Source organism: Moraxella bovis, from assembly GCF_002014975.1.
GTDB lineage: Bacteria > Pseudomonadota > Gammaproteobacteria > Pseudomonadales > Moraxellaceae > Moraxella > Moraxella bovis.
The window spans coordinates 1-19,529 of record NZ_MUXV01000008.1; the positions used below are offsets into that span (position 1 = coordinate 1).

Sequence of the window (19,529 nt, forward strand, 5' to 3'; positions counted from 1 at the left end):
AGTTGAGAGTGGGGTATATTTTATTTGCCATTATCATAAAGCAAACTAATCATTATGCATATTTTGTTACATTTTATGTTATCATATAACTTTTAAAATTTGTTAGTTTGTGGGTTTTGTATGACTTTAAAATTATTAAAATCATTTTTAAAATATATCACTATTTTTATCATCGCACTTATCGCCATTTTACTGTGCTTTTACTTATACCTTATTAGTGGGTCTACCAAACAAGGCGACATTACTTGGCATTCTTGCTATCGCCCTGCCTACTGGTCGTGGTTTAGCTTACCGCCGTCCGTGCGACTGCAATGTGCGACCGTCAATGTGCCTGTGGATTATACCAAGCCTTATGGCAAAACCTTTGCCATACCGCTTACCCGTTTGCCTACTAAGGGCAGTCCCATTGGCGAGTTGTTGCTCCTAAACGGCGGGCCGGGCGGTCATAGCCTTGATATGAGCATGACGTTGTTTGATGACTATGGGCAAACGGTTAAGGACAATTTTAACGTATTGGGCTATGCTCCCCGTGGGGTTGCCCCGTCTGCCCCTGCCATAGACTGCGGTGGCGTGGACGAGACGGACGAGCAGGGCAACACGAGTGCCAAAGCCTATATGGACGCTTGCATACAGCACACAGGGGCGGACATTTTGCCCTTTATCAGCTCAAAAGAAGTCGTCAAAGACCTAGACAGCATTCGCACTCAGCTTGGCGTGGACGTGTGGAGCATGGTGGGCTACTCATACGGCACAAAACTTGTCGCCAAATATGCCGAGCATTACCCCACGCACTTGCGAGCAGGCGTGGCGGACGGGGTGGTGGATACGAGCGAGAGCCTATTTACCATTTTAAAAAATCAGTACAAAGGCTCCCAAATCGCCTTTGATGCCTTTATCAAAAGCTGCCAAGACACTTGTATTTTTGACAACTCCCAAGACCCAAACACCGCATTTATCAACAAATTAGCCGACATCTCTGCCAAAAACTTAACCGACAAAAATGGCGACACCATAGACAGCCAAAGTATCCTAGCCATTATTAATGAGAACATCAACGACAGTGCCTATTGGGCGGACATGATGACAATGCTTGGCGAGCTTGACAGGGGCGAGACGGGCGAGTTTAACACTCAGCTACGATTGTCCGAATTTGGCGAAAAAGGGTTTAGTAAAGATGCCTTATCCCTTGTGAACTGTGCCGACTCCGCCCCCAAACTTAGCCGAGACGACTACATCAAACAAGCCAAAATCATCGATAGTGAGGTTCGTTATGATGATATTAAAGAGCGTTCTGATGATGATTATCTGGACGCTTGCTACTATTGGCAATGGCAAGCGACCGATGATTTAAATGAAAACCTTATCACAAACGACACGCCAAACCTGCTCTTTGTCGCCCAAAAATACGACCTTGCCACACCGCTTGCCAATGCGGTTAATATGGCAAAACGCTTTGACGATACGCTCATCTACACCCCTTATCACGGTCATACCGTGAGTTTATCGGGCATGAATGCGTGCGTAGACGGCTATGTGGTGCAGTACTTGCTTGACCCAAAAATACAGTTTGATAAAAAAGTGATACTGTGTGAGTGATAAATTTTTAAAAAATTATCTTGAAAAATTTGCCCCTAAACACCATTTTTACAAACAATCTGGTTTTGCCAGTATCCCTAACAAGTTAATGGAGAAATTTTATGCCAATCCGTCCTTTACACGATCGTATTGTCGTTCGCCGTACCGAAGAAGAGCAAAAAACCGCAGGCGGTATCCTGCTTCCAGGTTCTGCCCAAGAAAAACCCCAACAAGGCGAAGTGATTGCCGTGGGTAACGGTCAGCTTGTGGACAACGTTAGCCTATTTTCAAGTGGCGTACGTCCCCTAGATGTTAAAGTGGGCGACAAAGTGCTATTTGGTCAATATGCAGGTCAAACCGTCAAAGTGGACGGCGAAGAGCTTTTGATTATGAAAGAATCTGATGTTTTGGGCGTGCTTGAATAATTAGGTTTTCTGTTCGCCCTGAGTTTATCGAAGGGTGAAAGAAAACCTTTTCATGGTTCGACTTAGCTCACCACAAACAGTTTTCTTAATCCTTTCAAATTAATTCACAGCCGTAAGATGCGTAGTACGCACCGTTTTAGATTGATATTTTAAATGTGGTGCGTGGTACGCACCTTACCACCAAATAAGAGAGAATAAACATGGCAAAAGATGTAAAATTTGGCGTATCCGCCCGCGAAAAAATGATTGACGGTGTCAATATCCTAGCAGACGCAGTCAAAGTTACCCTAGGGCCAAAAGGTCGCAACGTGGTGATTGACAAGTCTTTTGGAGCTCCAACCATTACCAAAGACGGTGTGAGCGTGGCAAAAGAGATTGAGCTTGAAGACAAATTTGAAAACATGGGTGCTCAATTGGTTCGTGAAGTGGCTTCAAAAACCAATGACGTGGCAGGGGACGGCACAACGACTGCCACCGTACTTGCCCAAGCCATTCTAGTAGAGGGCATGAAAACTGTCGCTGCTGGCATGAATCCTATGGATTTAAAACGTGGCATTGACAAGGCAACCCGTGTTGCGGTTGAGCAAATCCACGCTCTATCCACCCCTGCCGATGACTTTAAAGCGATTGCTCAGGTGGGTTCAATTTCAGCCAACTCCGATACCAAGATTGGCGAGCTAATCAGTGAGGCCATGAAAACAGTCGGCAAGCAAGGCGTGATTACCGTAGAAGAGGGTTCAGGCTTTGAAGACACCCTAGAAGTGGTTGAGGGTATGCAGTTTGATCGTGGCTATATCAGCCCCTACTTTGCCAATAAACAAGACAGCTTGACTTGTGAATTTGACAATCCTTACATCCTGCTAGTGGACAAAAAGATTGCCAATATCCGTGAGATTGTGCCACTACTAGAACAAGTCATGCAAACCAGCCGTCCGCTACTTATCATCGCCGAAGACGTAGAAAATGAAGCGTTGGCGACACTTGTGGTAAACAACTTGCGTGGCGGTCTAAAAACCTGTGCCGTTAAAGCCCCTGGCTTTGGCGACAGACGTAAAGCCATGCTCCAAGACATTGCCATTTTGACAGGTGGTGTGGTGATTTCAGAAGAAGTGGGTCTGTCTCTTGAAACTGCCACACTTGAACACCTAGGCACAGCTAAGAAAACCACCGTTGGCAAAGAAAACACCGTGATTGTGGACGGAGCAGGCGACAAGGCTCAAATTGACAGCCGTGTTGAATCTATCAAACGTCAAATCGAAGAATCCACGTCTGATTACGACAAAGAAAAACTGCAAGAACGTGTTGCCAAACTCTCTGGCGGTGTGGCGGTCATCAAAGTCGGTGCTGCTACCGAAACCGAAATGAAAGAGAAAAAAGACCGTGTTGATGATGCTCTACACGCCACCCGTGCGGCGGTAGAAGAAGGTATCGTACCAGGGGGCGGTGTTGCCCTAGTACGTGCGTTGTCTGCATTGGCTGAGCTCAAAGGCGACAATGACGACCAAAACGCAGGTATCAATATTCTACGCCGTGCTATGGAAGCCCCACTTCGCCAAATCGTAACCAACGCTGGCGATGAAGCGTCTGTGATTGTCAATGAAGTCAAAAACGGCTCTGGCAACTACGGCTACAACGCTGCCACAGGTCAGTATGGCGATATGCTAGAAATGGGTATTCTTGACCCTGCCAAGGTAACTCGCTCTGCCCTAGAACACGCCGCCAGCGTGGCAGGTCTTATGCTCACTACCGAAGTGATGATTACCGACAAACCTGCCCCAGAAGCCCCTAATATGGGTGCTGGCATGGGCGGTATGGGTGGCATGGGCGGTATGATGTAATCGCCTAGCTGTCAGCTATTGACTACCCAATAAAAAATCCTGTCGTTATGGCAGGATTTTTTTGGTCAAATCTTTGGTAAATGTCAAAAATTCACACTTATCCACAGGGTGTTTTATTCTTAATGGTGCGTGAAACATTTTACGATAAATGTCCAATCTATCAGAATCTAAACAAATTCATACTTACAAGTTATTGATTTTAAATGGATTATTTTTTATAAAATTATGTATAAATTTCAATCAATTAACCGTCATCGCCCATCATTACAGCATTTTCACATAAAATTACAAAGTTATCCACAGGCTTATCCACAGCTTTTGGGGATAAATTTTTGGCAAATTTTAGCCATAAAAAATGACAAGTAAAAACAATCATTTGCCAATTTTTTGATGATATAGCCAAATAAATTTGAAATAAGACAAGGAAAACAAGCGAAGTTGTACAAGTAGTACTACGAGCGAGTTTGACGCAGTATTATTTCAAAGTTGGCAGACCATATTTGCTTTATCCTGTCTGTGAGACCTTGACTTTTTGTCTATTTTTCCCTGTCTGATTTCAAGCCATGTCGCCTGCCACGCCTGACATGTTGCACGCATGAATGCCAAACATCGCCCCGTCAGCAAGCCTATCGCCCATAAGAGCGTGCCACGCCACCACGTCATGCACACTCATATCCGCCCCAACAAGCATACCCGCCAGTACGTCCCCCATGCCTGCGGTTGCCATAAAGGCATTACCAAATGGGCAAACTTGCACCCTTGTACCATCAAAGCTTAGCGTATTTGCCCCTTTGATGACCCATTGCCCACCATACCGCTCATGCAAACGATACAGCGCACCCAGCTTGTCATTATCCACGTCCGCCACACTCACACCAAGCAGACGTGCCGACTCTGCCGAATGGGGCGTACAGATGACATGATCGGGCAGTTTGCATGGATTTTTTGCCAAAAAGTACAACGCATCAGCGTCCAGCACCACCCTATCAAAGGCGTGATGGGCTACCCCATCCATGACTTTATCAAAAATCATCTCTGCCCACGCATCACGCCCAAGCCCCATGCCAAACGCCACACGGTCAAACCCTACCAAGCCCCCTGCACTCATCTCGTCAATGTCCGCCACCATGACATTGGGCGAGCGTGTCAGCATGGCATTGTGGTGCGTGGTGTGGCAAACCGCCGTAACTCGCCCTGCCCCCATGCTCATCGCCATTTGGCTTGCCATGATGACCGCCCCGCCCATACACCGATGACCGCCCACGACCGCCACCGTGTCAAAGTCGCCTTTGTGGGCGGTACTTTGGCGTGTGGGTATTTTGGGTTTATCCGACAAATACGCCACCGCCAACAGCTCATCATCAGGCGGTATCAAGGGCAGATTGATGACTTTTCCAACAAAATCCTTTGCCACCCCGACAAACAACCCCATTTTTAGCCCCATGACACACAAGGTCATATCCACGTCCGCACACACAGGCATGGGAATACCCCTATCAGGGTGCAGACCGCTTGGCACGTCAAGAGCGATTTTGGTGCCTGTTTGAGCGTTAAAGGCGTGAATGATGTCTTGATATGCTTTGTCAAGCTCTCTGTCTGGTCCATTGCCAAACAACGCGTCCAGATGTATCACTTTTTCAAATTTGCGAATGACACCGCCCACATCATCACACATTGGCATGCCTGTACATGGCGACCTAGCACGGACAGCGTCCGCACTTTTTGGCGGATTTGGGGCGATGATTTGTACGTTAAAATGCTTATTATCCAGTCTCTCTGCCAGATATTTTGCCGTCAGATAGCCATCCCCACCATTGTTGCCCACGCCACACCATGCGATGATGTCAGCTTGGGCGATGTTGTTTTTATCGATAAAATCAATGATATGTAAACACAGTGCAAGACTTGCCTGTTTCATCAGACCAAACGAGCTGTTACCATCTTTAAACCAGCGATTCTCCCAGTCTTTGACGGCTTTGGCGGTATAAATAGGCGTGGTCATCGGCTCTTCCTATATTTTTAGTGATGCCAATCGGCGAAAATCCTGCTCTGACATCATGCGATGATGAATGGTTACTCGGTGCGTTATCTCAAACGGCACAACAACACGAAACGTCATCGTCACCCTTCGTCCCATCACCACCACATCCGACAGATACGCCTGCCATACCTGCCTATCCACCCCATCATACATGCCCAGATACCACACATCATCAGGGGCATGGGTGGACAGCTCATGTATCGGGATGGCACGCATTTTATCCATCCACAGGCACACCGCCCACACCACGCCCACCATGGCAGACTGCCACCACGGCATACCCATCACCGCCATCAGTAACAGCGTGATGATAAGCACACCAGCCTTGATGGGTAGGTCATGAGCGACTTGAGCGACAGCAGTATCAATAAACATCAAAGCAATTGGGTGTGTCTAAGTGCTTTTATCTTATCAATGAGTGAGCCTATCTCGGCATCATTAGGACTTGCCTGCCCCAAAAAAAACAGCAATAAATCAGGGTCTTCGTGTTCTAGTAGTCGCTCAAAGGCAAGCTGTTCTTGTTCACTGGCGGTCAGATAATGATTTTTGACATAGGGGTCAATATAAAAATCAAGCTCCTTTAAGCCACGGCGAGCTTGATAGATGATACGGCGTTGGTGCAGGGTTGGTTCTAAATCTGATGTGGTCATGAGTTGCCTTTTGGTGTCTTTTAGGTTGAAAACATCACAAATCAGCAAGATTTGCAAATCTGGTTATTTTTGCATAAAATAGGTAAATTTTCAATGAAAAACACACATGAACACCACGCCTGCCACCACCCTCATCGCCCCTAAAATCGTCTTTTTTGACATCGATGACACGCTCTACATCAAATACGAAAATCACATTTTAGACAGCACCAAAACCGCTCTGCACGCCCTAAAAGAGCGTGGTATCATAGTCGCCATAGCCACAGGGCGTGGTCTGTGTGTGTTTCCACCTTGTATTAATGAGCTTATCGACGAGATTGGCATTGACATTTTTGTGACGATTAACGGGCAGTATAACGAGTATCAGGGTAAATGCCTGACCCATTTTCCCTTAACGCACGCTCAGCTGACCCACACCACCGCCCATCTACAAAGCGAACGTATCGCCCATGGCTACATGACCCGTGATGAGATTGTCACAATCAGTCCCGATGAATACATGGCACAAGCCTTAACATCACTACACATCCCCTATCGTGTGGCAGAGTCGTTTGACATGAGTACACCCGTCTATCAAATGCTGGCATTTTATGAAAATAACCACACCACTCAGCTCTCATCCGCCCTAAGAGACGACCTAAAAACCGTACGCTGGCACATTTTTGGCGTGGACATCCTAGATGTCTACGGCTCAAAGGCTCGGGGCATTCGCTCGGTGCTGGACGCACTGGGTCTGTCCATGGCGGACGCTGTTGCTTTTGGTGATGGGCTAAATGACATCGAAATGCTCTCATCGATCGGCTTTGGCGTGGCGATGGGTAACGCCCACCCCGACCTAAAAGCCGTGGCGGACTATGTCTGCCCACGCCATGATGACGATGGGATATTTAAGGGACTTGTGGCTTTGGGATTGATTTAGGGTATACAGCCAACAAAATCGAATTTACCACAAAAACCGTTCATCCTAAGCTTGTTGAAGGTTGGCTTCCATCATGGGTAGGCATAACTCACCACGAACAAAAACCGTAGTCATTTTTCGTTTTGTAGAATGTATCTATCCTTGATGGGTTTTTATTATTGGTGGGATTTTTAAGCCTGGCAACCGTGTGGTGGTTTTATAAATTTTTTAAAACATCATTTTATTTAGGGCGTGTTAGACATTGATAACATTCTTATAAAATATGGTAAAATTTGACAATTTAAGTTAATTTTTGCACAAAAAATAGCTATCCGACCACTTAATCAGGCAAATTTTAAGATTTTTACTTAATCTTAAAAATTAAGTGGTCGGATTGTTTTTCTATGTCAAAATCCTTGTTGATACAGCCAACAAAATTGAATTTTACTACGGAAACCGTAGTACTCTTTCATTCTGTGGCGTGTACTTCAATATCAATGGCAGACTTTTCCTTGAAAGACATGCGATTTTTCTCATTTTTATTGCAAACATCAAAGGTAGGCACGCCCTAAAAATTTCTAGAGCAAATTAAGTTAATTCACCACCACCGCACTCACCCCGATTTTATCAGCAATGGGTTTTAACCCGCCCACGTTATCCGTGGTAAAAATCGGCAAACCACCCATGACATAATCCGCCTTTGGCTTATCCATAATCACAATCGCCTTTTGAATGCCGTCAAGGCTTACGATGATACGAGACTGCGAACCGTGTTTTATCATTAGGTCATGGTTAGGTAGTAGCCGACTAAGTTCTTTTTTAAAATCATCAATACTGGCAGGCTTTTTGGCAAAATAGGGGTTAGCTAAGGCGATGACAAACAGTCCGATAAAGAGCGTGATAAGTCCAATAAAAAGCTGTGTTGCGTTCATTTTAGCCTACCTTAAATACACCACATTATCAGGTAACTCATTACCACTTGTATCATCGCAAGGGAAATATTGATTCAAAAGTCGCCCAATCTCATCAACAAGCCACCCCAAGCCGTCCGCCATGTCGCCTTTTTTAAAATAATCTAGCGTATTTTGGCAAAGATTTTGCCAGTCATCGCAGGCATACGTATCAATGCCACGGTCGGCAATGATTTCAAGGTCATGCTCGCACAGATTGACATAAATCAGCACGCCTGTATTGTGAGCGGTGTCCCACACGCCATATTCGCCAAAAAGCTGTAAGGCACGCCCACGGCAGTCGTTGTCGTAGGCGATACCGACTGGCAGATGATTTTCAATGATAAGGCGTATCTCGCCCCGATGTCCTTTTTCGGCTCGGGCGATACGCTCGGCAAGGGCGATTTTAAGTTCGGCAGTTAGCCAGCGATTGTGCAAAAATGGCACAAAAACAATCTGGCGAAACAGGCGTGCTAGGCTTTTTTGGGGAATGTGTCTCATATTTTATCCTTGTTTTTCAATCAATTACCAAGAGCCACCTGCTCCGCCACCGCCAAATCCGCCACCGCCACCGCCAAAGCCACCTGAGCCAAACCCACCGCCCCCAAAGCCCCCGCCAGAGCCACCAAATCCGCCCCCACCGACATAAGTACCACCGCCACGGCGTCCGCCATTTAAAAACACGCCAAGAATGAGCAATATCCAAAGCAAAATGCCTGCTCCAATGGCGGTCAGTAGCCCCACGCCAAACAAAGTCGCCAGTAGCACAAAACCGCCTGTGGATACGCTCGCCCCCAAAAACCGCCCCAAAGCACCGCTTAACACCGTACCAAAAAACATGGCAAAAATAAAAAACGGCACCACGCTAATCTCTTCATCGGTACTGACCTGCCGTGCATCCGCTCGGGCAAGGGTCTCGGGGTCGGCTCGTAGCCGCTCGTCAATGCGTGCAATCCCTGCCGATATACCTTGGGCGTATGCCCCTGTCTTAAAACTGGGTGTGATGTCTTCACGGATAATGCGGTTCAAACTGGCATCGGGCAACACCCCTTCCACGCCATAACCTGTAACGATGTGCAACTTGCGGTCGTTAATCGCCACCGCCATTAAAATGCCTTCGTCAGTGTCTTTTTGCCCAAGTTGCCAACGATTCGCCACATTAATGGCATAATCAAAAATATCCATGCCGTCCGTGGTTGGCACAATCACCACCGCCATTTGAGCCAGACCGTCATCATAAATCCGTCTTAGCTGAGTCTCCAAATGAGCCTTTTCGCTGGCGGTCAAGATGTGGGCTTCATCAACAACGGGGTTATTTAAAATCAGCTTGTCATGAGAGACGGCAGGGGCGGTGGATTGGCGTGGTGTGGCTTGGTTTTGGCTGTCTGCTTGGGCTTGATTTTGGGATTGTTGATTTTGGGCTTGATTTTTGGCTTTATTTAATTCATTTAAAACAATCAAATTCTCCACCGCTTGCCCTTCGCTTTGGGCGCTGGCGGTTGCTGTGGCGGTGTTTTCAGAGCTAGGGGTGGTAGCGGTTGCCGTGTTATTGGCAAAAGCAGGTACACCGACCCCAAGCACCACACTCATGCCAAGCGTGGCAAATAATGAACGATAACGGGTTGTGATTGGGGTCATGGGTTGCCTTTTTATGATAATTTTAATGAATTTTTAACAATAGGGAATAAGGGCGAATGTAACTCGCCCTTACAAAACACGCAAGGTTATTGAGCAGTAGCCGTTGCCGAGCCTGTATTGGCATTATTGCTATTATTACCAAAATTCACGGTCGGTGCGGTGCTAATGGCTTGTTCATTTTCTACGCTAAAATTGGCTTTGGTCTGCATGCCAAACACCTTGGCGGTTAGGTTGGTTGGGAACTGGCGAACCGTTGTATTATAGCCTTGCACGCTTTGGATATAGTTATTACGAGCCACCGTAATGCGGTTTTCGGTGCCTTCTAGCTGGGCTTGCAAGTCTTGGAACATACCGTCTGCTTTAAGCTGTGGGTAGTTTTCGGTTACCATCATAAGCCTAGATAGGGCAGATGTCATGCCTGCCTGAGCGTCCGTATAGGCTTTCATGGCGTTAGGGTCGTTTAGGGTCTCAGGGGTCAGCTGAACGCTACCGACACGAGAGCGGGCTTGGGCGACTTCGGTCAAGACTTCTTTTTCGTGTTCGGCATAACGCTCCACCACCGCCACAAGGTTTGGTACAAGGTCGGCACGGCGTTGGTATTGGTTCACCACTTCCGACCATTTGGCGTTGGTGTCTTCGTCTAGGGCTTGTAAGTTGTTATAGCCACAACCTGATAGGGTCAAAGTGCTGGTAAGCAAGGCTGATGTGATGAGTTTTTTCATAAATTGCCTTTTGAATATAAAATAAAAGTCATGCTTATAATAAAGATTTGTCCGTCAAATGCAAGTAAAAAAATGTAGCTTGTCTTTGAATAATTGGCATTTACAAGATGAATAATTGGCATTGACAAGGTTTTTGCCATTGTCTTATATTAAATTTATCTTAAAAATATAAATAAAAAAACTTAATAAAACCAAAAAAATTGTAAAAAACATTAAAAAATTGTAGATTTTTTTAAAAAAGTATGCTACAAAGAAAACCGTTCGTAGCGAGCTTGGGAAGCCTAACGGTTTTCCTACCCGCAGGCAGGCTCAGGGCGAACGGAAAACCTAGTTTGGCATACTTTTTAGACTACTACCTTTTATTTAACGTATCTAGCTTAAAATACTCATTGATTGATGGCTTTGGATTTTTAGATATGGACAAATTGCTTGCGGTTTGTTTTGTCAAATCAATCGGCTAAGCTGAGCGTTAATTTTACTTTTTATTTGTCATGATTGCAAACGCATAGGGAGCGATGACTATGAATGAGATTATTAATTGGCTAAACGGGATTATTTGGAGTCCTGCCTTGATTTATCTATGTCTTGGGGCAGGACTATTTTATTCCATCATGACCCGTTTTGTGCAGTTACGTCTGTTTGGCGAGATGGTACGCCTTGTATTTAGTAAAACCAAAAGTGATGACGGGATTTCGTCCTTTCAGGCATTTGTGGTGGCACTTGCCAACCGTGTGGGCGTGGGTAACATTGCAGGGGTGGCGGCTGCCATCGGCTTTGGTGGCCCTTCGGCGGTGTTTTGGATGTGGGTGGTGGCATTTTTGGGAGCGTCCACCGCTTACGCTGAGAGTACATTATCGCAAATCTACAAGGAGCGAGACCCTATCACAGGTCAATACCGTGGTGGCCCTGCCTATTATTTTGAAAAAGGCTTGGGACAAAAATGGTACGCCATTCTCTTTGCGGTGGCGATGATTATCTCGTGTGGCGTGTTCCTACCAGGGGTGCAGGCTAACGGCGTTGCCAGTGCGGTAACTCGCATCACAGGCGAAGGCAACTTGGTCAATTTCTTAGGGCTAGAAGTCGGCACGCTACGCATCGCTGTCATGGCGGTTGTTGTGGTTGCGGTGGGCGTGATTATCCTAGGCGGTATCAAGCGTATTGCAAGCTTTGCTGAAATTGTCGTGCCATTTATGGCGGTCAGCTACATCATGCTTGCTCTACTTATCATGGTCATGAATCTTGACAAAATCCCTGCGGTCTTTGGGCTTATCATGGGCGACATATTCAACCCAATGGCAGGCTTTGGAGCGGCGATTGGCTGGGGTGTTAAGCGTGGCGTGTACTCAAACGAAGCAGGTCAAGGTACAGGTCCGCACCACTCAGGGGCTGCCGAAGTTGACCACCCATCTCAGCAAGGTCTTGTGCAGGCGTTTTCTGTTTATGTGGACACACTCGTGGTATGTACGGCAACGGCATTTATGATTTTGACCATGGGAACCTACAACGTTCAAAATGAAAAAACCAAAGAATTTATCTTGCTAAATGTGGACAAATCGGTAGAAATCGGCACACCTGCTTTTACTCAGATGGCACTTGAGACGACTTTTGGGGCGTTTGGTAATTACTTTATTGCTGTTGCCATCTTCTTCTTTGCCTTTACCACCATTTTGGCGTACTACCACATTGCTGAGATTAATGTGGTGTATCTGTCAAGATTTTTGGGCAAACAAGCCCAAAAAACAGGGCTAATGATTGCCAAAATTATCATTCTTATCATGGTAGGTTATGGAGCGTTGAACAGTGCTGGGGCTATCTGGGCATGGGGCGATGTGGGCGTGGGTATGACCGCATGGCTTAACATCATCGGCATCTTGATTATGTTCTTTATGGGGTCTCGGGTTACCATGCGAATGCTTGCCGACTATGAAGCACAGCGTAAGGCGGGTAGCAAGATTGTCTTTGACCCTACCAAATTTGGCATCAAAAACGCCACATTTTGGGAAGAGCGTCTGCGTCAAAATGACAAGCAAAACGGTCAATAATCACACAACAACACAAAAAAGGGCGAGATAATGCCCTTTTTTATTGCCATTATGTAGGGCGTGCCTGCCTTTTGTATTTGCAATAAAAAATACCCGTTTAAAAAAGTGGGGCGTCGCACGTTTTTCAAGGAAAACATTATATTCCCCATAAACACTCTAAATTTTAAGTTGCATTATAAAAGGCAGGCACGCCCTAATCATAATTGCGGTTAAAATATATTAAAATCACTGCATATAACGATTTTACAGAATTTTTCAATTTTAAAATCCTGGAAAATATCAGGGCGTGTAAGTATACATGTTTTATTTCGCAGTACGTCTATTTAATGCCAACACATCACCATTAAAAGGCAAAACCACAACGCAACGTTTTATGGTAAAATATGCTTTTTTGAAAAATTGCCATGCTCCTAAACCTAAACCGCCACAGTTTTGCTGATTATAAAAAAGAGTTCATCGCTCTCGCCACACTCGCCCTGCCCATGCTCTTATCCCAAATCGCCCAAGTTGGGACGGGTTTTGTGGATACGGTCATGGCAGGCAGTGTCAGCAAAGAAGACTTGTCTGCGATCGGATTGGGAAACAGTTTGTTTATTACCATCTACATCACTTTGCTTGGGGTGATGACCGTCCTAAATCCCTTGATTGCCCAGCAGTATGGTGCGGTCAATAAGGGCAATGCTAAGGCAGGCGACATTGGCGAGCTGGGACGGCAAGGGCTGTGGTATGGACTGCTCATGGGCGTGATTGGCATGGTGCTGATTTGGGCGGCGATACTGCCCTTTGAGCATTATTTTGGTCATCTAAGCACCAACACGCTTGCCGTTACCAAAGAGTATCTGTGGTTCATTGGACTTGCCATGCCTGCCGCCATGATACATCGCACCTTGCACGCTTATGCGTCCAGTCTTAACAAACCCAAAGTTATCATGATTGTCAGTTGGCTGTGCTTTTTTGCCAACATTCCCCTAAACTACGTCTTTGTCTATGGCAAATTTGGCATGCCCGCCCTAGGCGGTGCAGGTTGTGGACTGGCAACCGCCATCGTCTTTTGGCTCAACGCCATCGTGCTTGGCATATACATCGCCAAAGACAGATATTTTCATGAATTTGGCTTGATGGACAAATTTAGCCTGCCTGACATCAAGCTCTTTGGCGACATCACCAAACTTGGCATACCCGTCGGGCTGTCATTTTTTATTGAAGTGAGCCTATTTAGCTGTATCATGTTTTTGGTCGCAAGGCTGGACGGCAACACCGAAAACTACGTCGCCGCCCAACAAATCGCCATCAACATCACCTCACTCATCTTTATGATACCCCAAAGCCTAGGGGTTGCCAGCACCGTACGGGTCGGCATGGCGATGGGTCGGCGTGAACCTGAGTCTGCCCGTTATAGCAGTGGCGTGGCGTTATCAGGTGCGGTCGCCATCTCATTTTTGACCGCTGCCTTTTTGGTCATCGGGCGAGAACAGCTGGCAACACTCTACACCAAGGACACGGCAGTCATTGCCATCGCCTCCGCCATCATTTTCTATGCCGCCGCCTTTCAGCTGGTCGATGCGGTGCAATGCGTGGCAAGCTATGCCTTGCGTGGCTATAAAGTAACCACCGTGCCGATGATAATCCACATCATTGCATTTTGGGGTTGTGGGCTATTGCCTGGTATTGTGTTAGCGTTTTATATGGGCATGGGCATTTATGGTTTTTGGACGGCATTGGTCATCTCACTGGCAGTGGCGGCGGTGTTTTTGGGTTGGTATTTGGAGCGGTATAGCAAACGCATGGTAAGCATGATACATTGACAAATTTTTAAAAATCAGGCGTAAGGCATGCTCAGTATTGGTATTTGCAATTCAAGAATGATTGATTAAAAAAGCAGGCACGCCTTAAGTAAATGACTTTCTTTTATGCCTTGCCAATCCTAGCATTTGCCCTTAAAATATAGCTTTAAAAATAAAAAAGAGCAACAACGTGGACAACTCATCCCCCTACTTTGCCCCCCATTTAGACCCGACATCAGTCGGTATCGTAACGCCCCAAACCTTGCATTTTGATGAGCCATTAACCCTAGAATGCGAGCGGGTGTTGCCGTCATTTGACCTAGTCATCGAGACCTATGGCGAGCTAAATGCCGACAAAACCAACGCCATTTTAATCTGCCATGCCCTATCAGGCTCACACCATGCCGCAGGCTATCATAGCGAGCATGATACTAAGGCTGGCTGGTGGGATAATCTAATTGGCAATGGCAAAGCGATAGACACGAGCCGATTTTTTGTGGTGTGCCTAAACAACATCGGCTCCTGCCACGGTTCCACAGGCCCTACCACCATCAATCCTGCCACAGGCGAAATTTGGGGGGCGGATTTTCCACTCATCACGATAAAAGACTGGGTAAAAACCCAAGTCATGCTATCAGACCGCCTAGGGATTGCCAAATGGCACGCCATTGTCGGTGGGAGTATGGGCGGTATGCAGGCGTTGCAATGGTCGGTGGACTACCCCGACCGCTTAGAACGTGCCGTCATCATCGCAAGCACACCCAAGCTCTCCGCCCAAAACATCGCCTTTAACGAAGTCGCTCGCCAGTCTATCCTATCCGACCCCGATTTTCATGACGGCTGGTATCTCAAACACGGCACTTATCCCAGACGTGGGCTGATACTCGCTCGTATGGTTGGGCATATCACCTACATCACCGAAGAGGCGATGAAAGCCAAATTTGGGCGGGACTTAAAATCAGGCAAATTCATGTACCGCTATGATGTGGAATTTCAAGTAGAAAGCTATTTGCGTTATCAAGGCGAGCGATTTAGCAAAAATTTTGATGCCAATACTTACCTACTCATGACCAAAGCACTGGATTATTTTGACCCGACACGAGATTATACGAAAGATGAGCTGGGCGAAAAAGAAGCTCTCAAACAAACGCTTGCTCGCACCAAGTGCCAATTTCTCATCGTCTCGTTTACCACCGATTGGCGGTTCACGCCTGAGCGGTCGGTTGAGATTGTGGACGCTTTAATTGCAAACGACAAGCGAGTGAGCTTTGTCAATGTGGACGCACCGCACGGGCATGATTCGTTTTTGTTTAACATTCCCCGTTATACGACTGCCGTTCGGGGCTTTTTGAACGCTCCTGTCATCAAACGACAAACAGGCGACATCACGCCCCAAGAGATTTCACAATTGGCAAGACAATAAAATAAGGAAACTCATGAACAACATCGACCACCAACTTGCCGAAAAATGGATAAAACCCAACTCAAAAGTCCTAGATTTGGGCTGCGGGGACGGCACACTATTGGCTCATCTGCAAGAACGTCTGGGCGTGTTTGGCTATGGCATTGAGATTGACCCTAACAAAATCAATGAAGGCATTACCAAAGGGCTAAACATCGTAGAGCAAGACCTAAATGACGGCTTGGCTCGCTTTTCCGACAACAGTTTTGATACCGTGGTGATGGCTCGTGCCTTGCAAGCGGTCAAAAATCCTGAAACCTTGCTAAACGATATGCTAAGAGTAGCTAAATTTGGCATTGTAACTTTTCCAAACTTCGCCTATTGGCAAAACCGCATTTATCTTGGCATTAAAGGCATTATGCCGATGAGTGAGACCTTGCCCCACCAATGGTACAACACCCCCAACATTCATCTTTGCACCTTTAAGGATTTTGAACGACTGTGCCACGACAACAACATTCGCATTTTAGATACGGTCGCCCTATGGGACAACCCCAATCCCAAAATCCCTGCCTTTGTTCGTGATAAAATAGTCAAAAAAGCCCCCAACCTGTTGGCGGACGTGGCGGTGTTTCGGATTGCCAAAGGTTAATTAGGGCATGCCTACCATGGATAACATTTTTTATAAAATAAGATGAAAATTTGACAATCTTAATCAATTTTTGCATGAAAAACGGCTAAATCTTGTTTTTCATTGCAAATACCAAAGGCAGGCAGGCCCTACATTTTAAACCAGCAAACACCATCAAATAACTGATAACTGATAACTGATAAATGGTGTTACAAAATTTGACATGTTTAACCAATGAAAAATTGAGTTTATCACTCATTAATGGTATGATAAAGAATTAATTTGACATTTGTCATACATCTTAAATATAATCTCAACCACAGGTCGTCATCATGAAACGTTTAAAACTTAGCATTCTATCCACCCTACTTTTGGCAGGTGTTGCCAACGCTGAACTTATCTCAAATGTACCGCTTGATGTCTCTCGTTTTGAGATTATGGACATCTCAGCACTTGCCAGTCAAGCAAGCAGTGGCAACCATCATGCCCAATTTTTCCTAGCCAAACGCCTACAAAAAGGCGAAGGCGTTGCCAAAGACCCTGCCAAAGCCGTGCATTGGTACACCCAAGCTGCCCAAAAAGACATTGCCCCTGCTCAGCTAAACCTAGGACTCATGTATCTGCGTGGCGAAGGTGTCAAAGCCAGCATGAGTGAAGGTCGCAAATGGCTAGAACGTGCCGCTCATCTGGGCGACAACCGTGCCAGCTATGCACTTGCAATGATTGATGAAAAACAGCAACGCTATGTGGATGCCTACAAATGGTATGACCTATCTAGCCGTGACGGCATGCTTGATAACGGCATTCGTGATAAAGCCCAAGCCAAAATTGGTCAGCTTGCCCTAAACCTATCATCAAGCGACATCGAAAAAGCCAAAACCAGTGCCAATGATTGGTTTACCATCAAATAATCATTTACCCACTCACCAAAAAGCCCATGACATCATGCATGGGCTTTTTAAATACGATTTTGATTTAAACAAAAATCCAGTTCAGTTTTGGGCTACCGCCCTAAGTTTTAATCAAAAGACACTCACCATTTTATACATTTACCATTTTTGCCAAAATGCCTTATCATGAAAATTAGGCGCAGGGGCAGAACTGACAGCAAAGTAATGCAAATCACCTCTGATGTTTAGTATCGCACATGGGTTGATGAGTGTCTGCTCGGGCAACAAATCCGCCACGGCTGACACATCAAGACTGACATGACGCTCGTACACCAGCACGTTATCATTATCATCGGCACGCCATGACAGAGTTACTTTATCGGTCTGTATGGGCGTGGCGGGCGTACGATAATCGCTAAAATGATACAGGGCATAACGTCCATCAGGGGCGATGTTCATCTCAATATAACCGCCATCTGCCAGACCGATAAAGCATTCTAGGCAGGTCTCCTGCCACAGCCCATCGGCACGCTTGATGTTATCACCATGATAATTGGTAAAATGCAGTCCGTCCACCCTTTCAACCATAAAACTCATGTTAATCACATACTTACCCCCGTGCGTGTCTTCACTGATATAGGCATGAACTTTGGGGGCAGGCTTGTTTTTTTGGGCATTTTGCAGGTCTTGCAAGACAAACAACCGCTCTCTTTGCATGACCGAATTATCATCATAATAAAACTCGGTAAAGTGCGACAGCGACAGCAAGCTAAACAGTTTATCAATGGGATTTGCGGTAAAAAAATTCATGACATTCCCTTTTGCTGAATTCCTAAAACCCAAACCTTGCCAAATTAGACAGTTTATCGTTAGGTTCATCATTTTTACGAAACAACAAAACCATACGCCCGATATGGTGTACCACTTGGCTCTCGGTGGCATCAGCTAGGGCGGCGGCACATTCTTTGCGTTCATCTGCACTGCCTGCTGGGATTTTTACTTTGATGAGTTCGTGGTCACTTAAAGCACGGGCGGTCTCTTCGATGAGCGTGGGCGTCAAGCCATTACCACCCACCATGATGATGGGATTTAGGCGATGACCGATGCCCCGTAGTTCTTTTAGGGTGTCGTTAGATAAGTTTTTAAAATTGGGTTTTGCCATAAAATGTCTCAAAACAGGTTTTTAAATAAATTAATGTTCATTATAACAAAAATATACCAAATTTTCTCATAAAAATGTTAAACTAAGCAGTTATTTTAATTCATCAACACTGACCAATGGCAACTCGCATTACCAACAAAAAATTCTCCAAATCATCGAAAGCGTGGATGAAAGAGCATATTGACGACTATTACGTTCAACAAGCCCAAAAAGACGGCTATCGTGCCAGAGCAGCTTATAAGTTATTGGAGATTAACGAAAAAACTTCTCTTATCAAAAAAGGCATGACCGTGGTGGACTTAGGTTCTGCCCCTGGTAGCTGGTCGCAGGTGGCAGGACAGCTTGTGGGCGATGACGGGATTTTAATAGCATCTGATATTTTGCCCATGGATACTTTGGAGAATGTTACCTTTATTCAAGGCGATTTTAGAGAAGAAGAAGTCTTTAATAAAATCATGAATGAAGTGGGTGGACGACGTGTGGACGTGGTGTTATCCGATATGGCTCCCAACACGTCTGGCATGTCAGCAGTGGACATGCCACGCATGATGTATCTGTGTGAGTTGGCGGTGGATTTTGCCCTAAAAGTGTTGCCCGAAGGCGGTGCGTTAATCATGAAAGTATTCCAAGGCGAAGGTTCGCCCGAGCTTCGTGCTGACATGCAAAAAAAGTTTAGTAAAATCAAAAGTATAAAACCCAAGGCAAGCCGTCCCCGCTCCAAAGAGATGTTTTGGGTGGCGATAAAATAATCATCCAAATTTAGGGCTTGATTTATTGATAATAAGCCTTATTAAAAGCAATGTCTCTTTGTGTGAATAATTGCACGATTTGCCCCATTTTTCAATTTTTAAATTTTCAATCAAAGTTGTATCAAACGCCAA

19 protein-coding genes are annotated in these 19,529 nt (G+C 45.8%); 10 read left to right on the top strand and 9 right to left on the bottom strand.

Annotated features, from left to right (window positions below; translation table 11 throughout):
* Nucleotides 1–120: 120 nt before the first annotated feature.
* The 3 genes from B0182_RS02190 (at nucleotide 121) to groL (ending at nucleotide 3,838) form a co-directional block, all read left to right on the top strand.
* The gene (locus B0182_RS02190) at nucleotides 121–1,596 is read left to right on the top strand and encodes an alpha/beta fold hydrolase (protein WP_078273381.1); all 1,476 of its coding nucleotides are present in this window, start codon (nucleotides 121–123) and stop codon (nucleotides 1,594–1,596) included.
* A 101-nt stretch (nucleotides 1,597–1,697) separates the two neighbouring features.
* Entirely contained in the window at nucleotides 1,698–2,000 is a 303-nt protein-coding gene (locus B0182_RS02195; RefSeq protein ID WP_078273382.1) for a co-chaperone GroES, read from the top strand.
* A gap of 200 nt (nucleotides 2,001–2,200) precedes the next feature.
* Nucleotides 2,201–3,838, top strand: a complete 1,638-nt coding sequence (gene groL / locus B0182_RS02200) for a chaperonin GroEL (RefSeq protein WP_078273383.1) — start codon at nucleotides 2,201–2,203, stop codon at nucleotides 3,836–3,838.
* Between the two features lie 556 nt (nucleotides 3,839–4,394).
* Here groL and B0182_RS02205 read toward each other — a convergent pair.
* Genes B0182_RS02205 through B0182_RS02215 form a run of 3 tightly spaced genes read right to left on the bottom strand, consistent with a single transcriptional unit; the run spans nucleotide 4,395 to nucleotide 6,529 of the window.
* The gene (locus tag B0182_RS02205; RefSeq protein ID WP_078273384.1) at nucleotides 4,395–5,840 is read right to left on the bottom strand and encodes an NAD(P)H-hydrate dehydratase; all 1,446 of its coding nucleotides are present in this window, start codon (nucleotides 5,838–5,840) and stop codon (nucleotides 4,395–4,397) included.
* Nucleotides 5,841–5,849: 9 nt separating this feature from the next.
* Nucleotides 5,850–6,254 (bottom strand): hypothetical protein, encoded by a 405-nt coding sequence (locus B0182_RS02210; RefSeq protein WP_078273385.1) that lies wholly within the window; start codon nucleotides 6,252–6,254, stop codon nucleotides 5,850–5,852.
* The gene (locus B0182_RS02215; protein ID WP_078273386.1) at nucleotides 6,254–6,529 is read right to left on the bottom strand and encodes an FAD assembly factor SdhE; all 276 of its coding nucleotides are present in this window, start codon (nucleotides 6,527–6,529) and stop codon (nucleotides 6,254–6,256) included. Before B0182_RS02215 ends, B0182_RS02210 begins: the two co-directional genes overlap by 1 nt.
* A 106-nt stretch (nucleotides 6,530–6,635) precedes the next feature.
* On the opposite strand from B0182_RS02215, the gene B0182_RS02220 reads away from it, so the two are divergent.
* Entirely contained in the window at nucleotides 6,636–7,448 is an 813-nt protein-coding gene (locus B0182_RS02220) for a Cof-type HAD-IIB family hydrolase (protein WP_078273387.1), read from the top strand.
* Between the two features lie 572 nt (nucleotides 7,449–8,020).
* On the opposite strand, the gene B0182_RS02230 is transcribed toward B0182_RS02220, so the two are convergent.
* The 4 genes from B0182_RS02230 to B0182_RS02245 all read right to left on the bottom strand — a co-directional run bounded on the left by B0182_RS02230 (nucleotide 8,021) and on the right by B0182_RS02245 (nucleotide 10,737).
* Entirely contained in the window at nucleotides 8,021–8,359 is a 339-nt protein-coding gene (locus tag B0182_RS02230; RefSeq protein ID WP_078273389.1) for a hypothetical protein, read from the bottom strand.
* 6 nt (nucleotides 8,360–8,365) lie between these two features.
* Complete coding sequence (locus B0182_RS02235) at nucleotides 8,366–8,878, bottom strand: TPM domain-containing protein (protein ID WP_078273390.1); 513 nt, start codon at nucleotides 8,876–8,878, stop codon at nucleotides 8,366–8,368.
* A 24-nt stretch (nucleotides 8,879–8,902) separates the two neighbouring features.
* Nucleotides 8,903–10,015, bottom strand: a complete 1,113-nt coding sequence (locus B0182_RS02240; RefSeq protein WP_078273391.1) for a TPM domain-containing protein — start codon at nucleotides 10,013–10,015, stop codon at nucleotides 8,903–8,905.
* A gap of 86 nt (nucleotides 10,016–10,101) precedes the next feature.
* Complete coding sequence (locus B0182_RS02245; RefSeq protein ID WP_078273392.1) at nucleotides 10,102–10,737, bottom strand: LemA family protein; 636 nt, start codon at nucleotides 10,735–10,737, stop codon at nucleotides 10,102–10,104.
* 515 nt (nucleotides 10,738–11,252) lie between these two features.
* On the opposite strand from B0182_RS02245, the gene B0182_RS02250 reads away from it, so the two are divergent.
* The 5 genes from B0182_RS02250 (at nucleotide 11,253) to B0182_RS02270 (ending at nucleotide 17,507) form a co-directional block, all read left to right on the top strand.
* On the top strand, nucleotides 11,253–12,779 hold the full coding sequence (locus tag B0182_RS02250; RefSeq protein WP_228157767.1) for an alanine/glycine:cation symporter family protein: 1,527 nt from the start codon (nucleotides 11,253–11,255) through the stop codon (nucleotides 12,777–12,779).
* 404 nt (nucleotides 12,780–13,183) lie between these two features.
* A complete protein-coding gene (locus B0182_RS02255; protein WP_078273394.1) occupies nucleotides 13,184–14,584 on the top strand; it encodes an MATE family efflux transporter in 1,401 nt (466 codons plus the stop codon).
* A gap of 169 nt (nucleotides 14,585–14,753) precedes the next feature.
* Nucleotides 14,754–15,986 carry a homoserine O-succinyltransferase MetX gene (gene metX / locus B0182_RS02260; RefSeq protein WP_078273395.1) on the top strand — a complete coding sequence of 411 codons (1,233 nt, stop codon included), beginning with the start codon at nucleotides 14,754–14,756 and terminating at the stop codon, nucleotides 15,984–15,986.
* 13 nt (nucleotides 15,987–15,999) lie between these two features.
* A complete protein-coding gene (gene metW / locus B0182_RS02265) occupies nucleotides 16,000–16,617 on the top strand; it encodes a methionine biosynthesis protein MetW (protein ID WP_078273396.1) in 618 nt (205 codons plus the stop codon).
* Nucleotides 16,618–16,928: 311 nt separating this feature from the next.
* Nucleotides 16,929–17,507, top strand: a complete 579-nt coding sequence (locus tag B0182_RS02270; RefSeq protein ID WP_078273397.1) for a tetratricopeptide repeat protein — start codon at nucleotides 16,929–16,931, stop codon at nucleotides 17,505–17,507.
* Nucleotides 17,508–17,645: 138 nt separating this feature from the next.
* Here B0182_RS02270 and B0182_RS02280 read toward each other — a convergent pair whose 3' ends face one another.
* Together B0182_RS02280 and B0182_RS02285 are read right to left on the bottom strand one after the other, a co-directional pair.
* On the bottom strand, nucleotides 17,646–18,296 hold the full coding sequence (locus B0182_RS02280) for a DOMON domain-containing protein (protein WP_078273399.1): 651 nt from the start codon (nucleotides 18,294–18,296) through the stop codon (nucleotides 17,646–17,648).
* 22 nt (nucleotides 18,297–18,318) lie between these two features.
* Complete coding sequence (locus tag B0182_RS02285) at nucleotides 18,319–18,648, bottom strand: YhbY family RNA-binding protein (protein ID WP_078273400.1); 330 nt, start codon at nucleotides 18,646–18,648, stop codon at nucleotides 18,319–18,321.
* A gap of 116 nt (nucleotides 18,649–18,764) precedes the next feature.
* Here B0182_RS02285 and B0182_RS02290 point away from each other — a divergent pair, with 116 nt between their 5' ends.
* Nucleotides 18,765–19,397 carry an RlmE family RNA methyltransferase gene (locus tag B0182_RS02290; RefSeq protein ID WP_078273401.1) on the top strand — a complete coding sequence of 211 codons (633 nt, stop codon included), beginning with the start codon at nucleotides 18,765–18,767 and terminating at the stop codon, nucleotides 19,395–19,397.
* The last annotated feature ends 132 nt before the right edge of the window (nucleotides 19,398–19,529 follow it).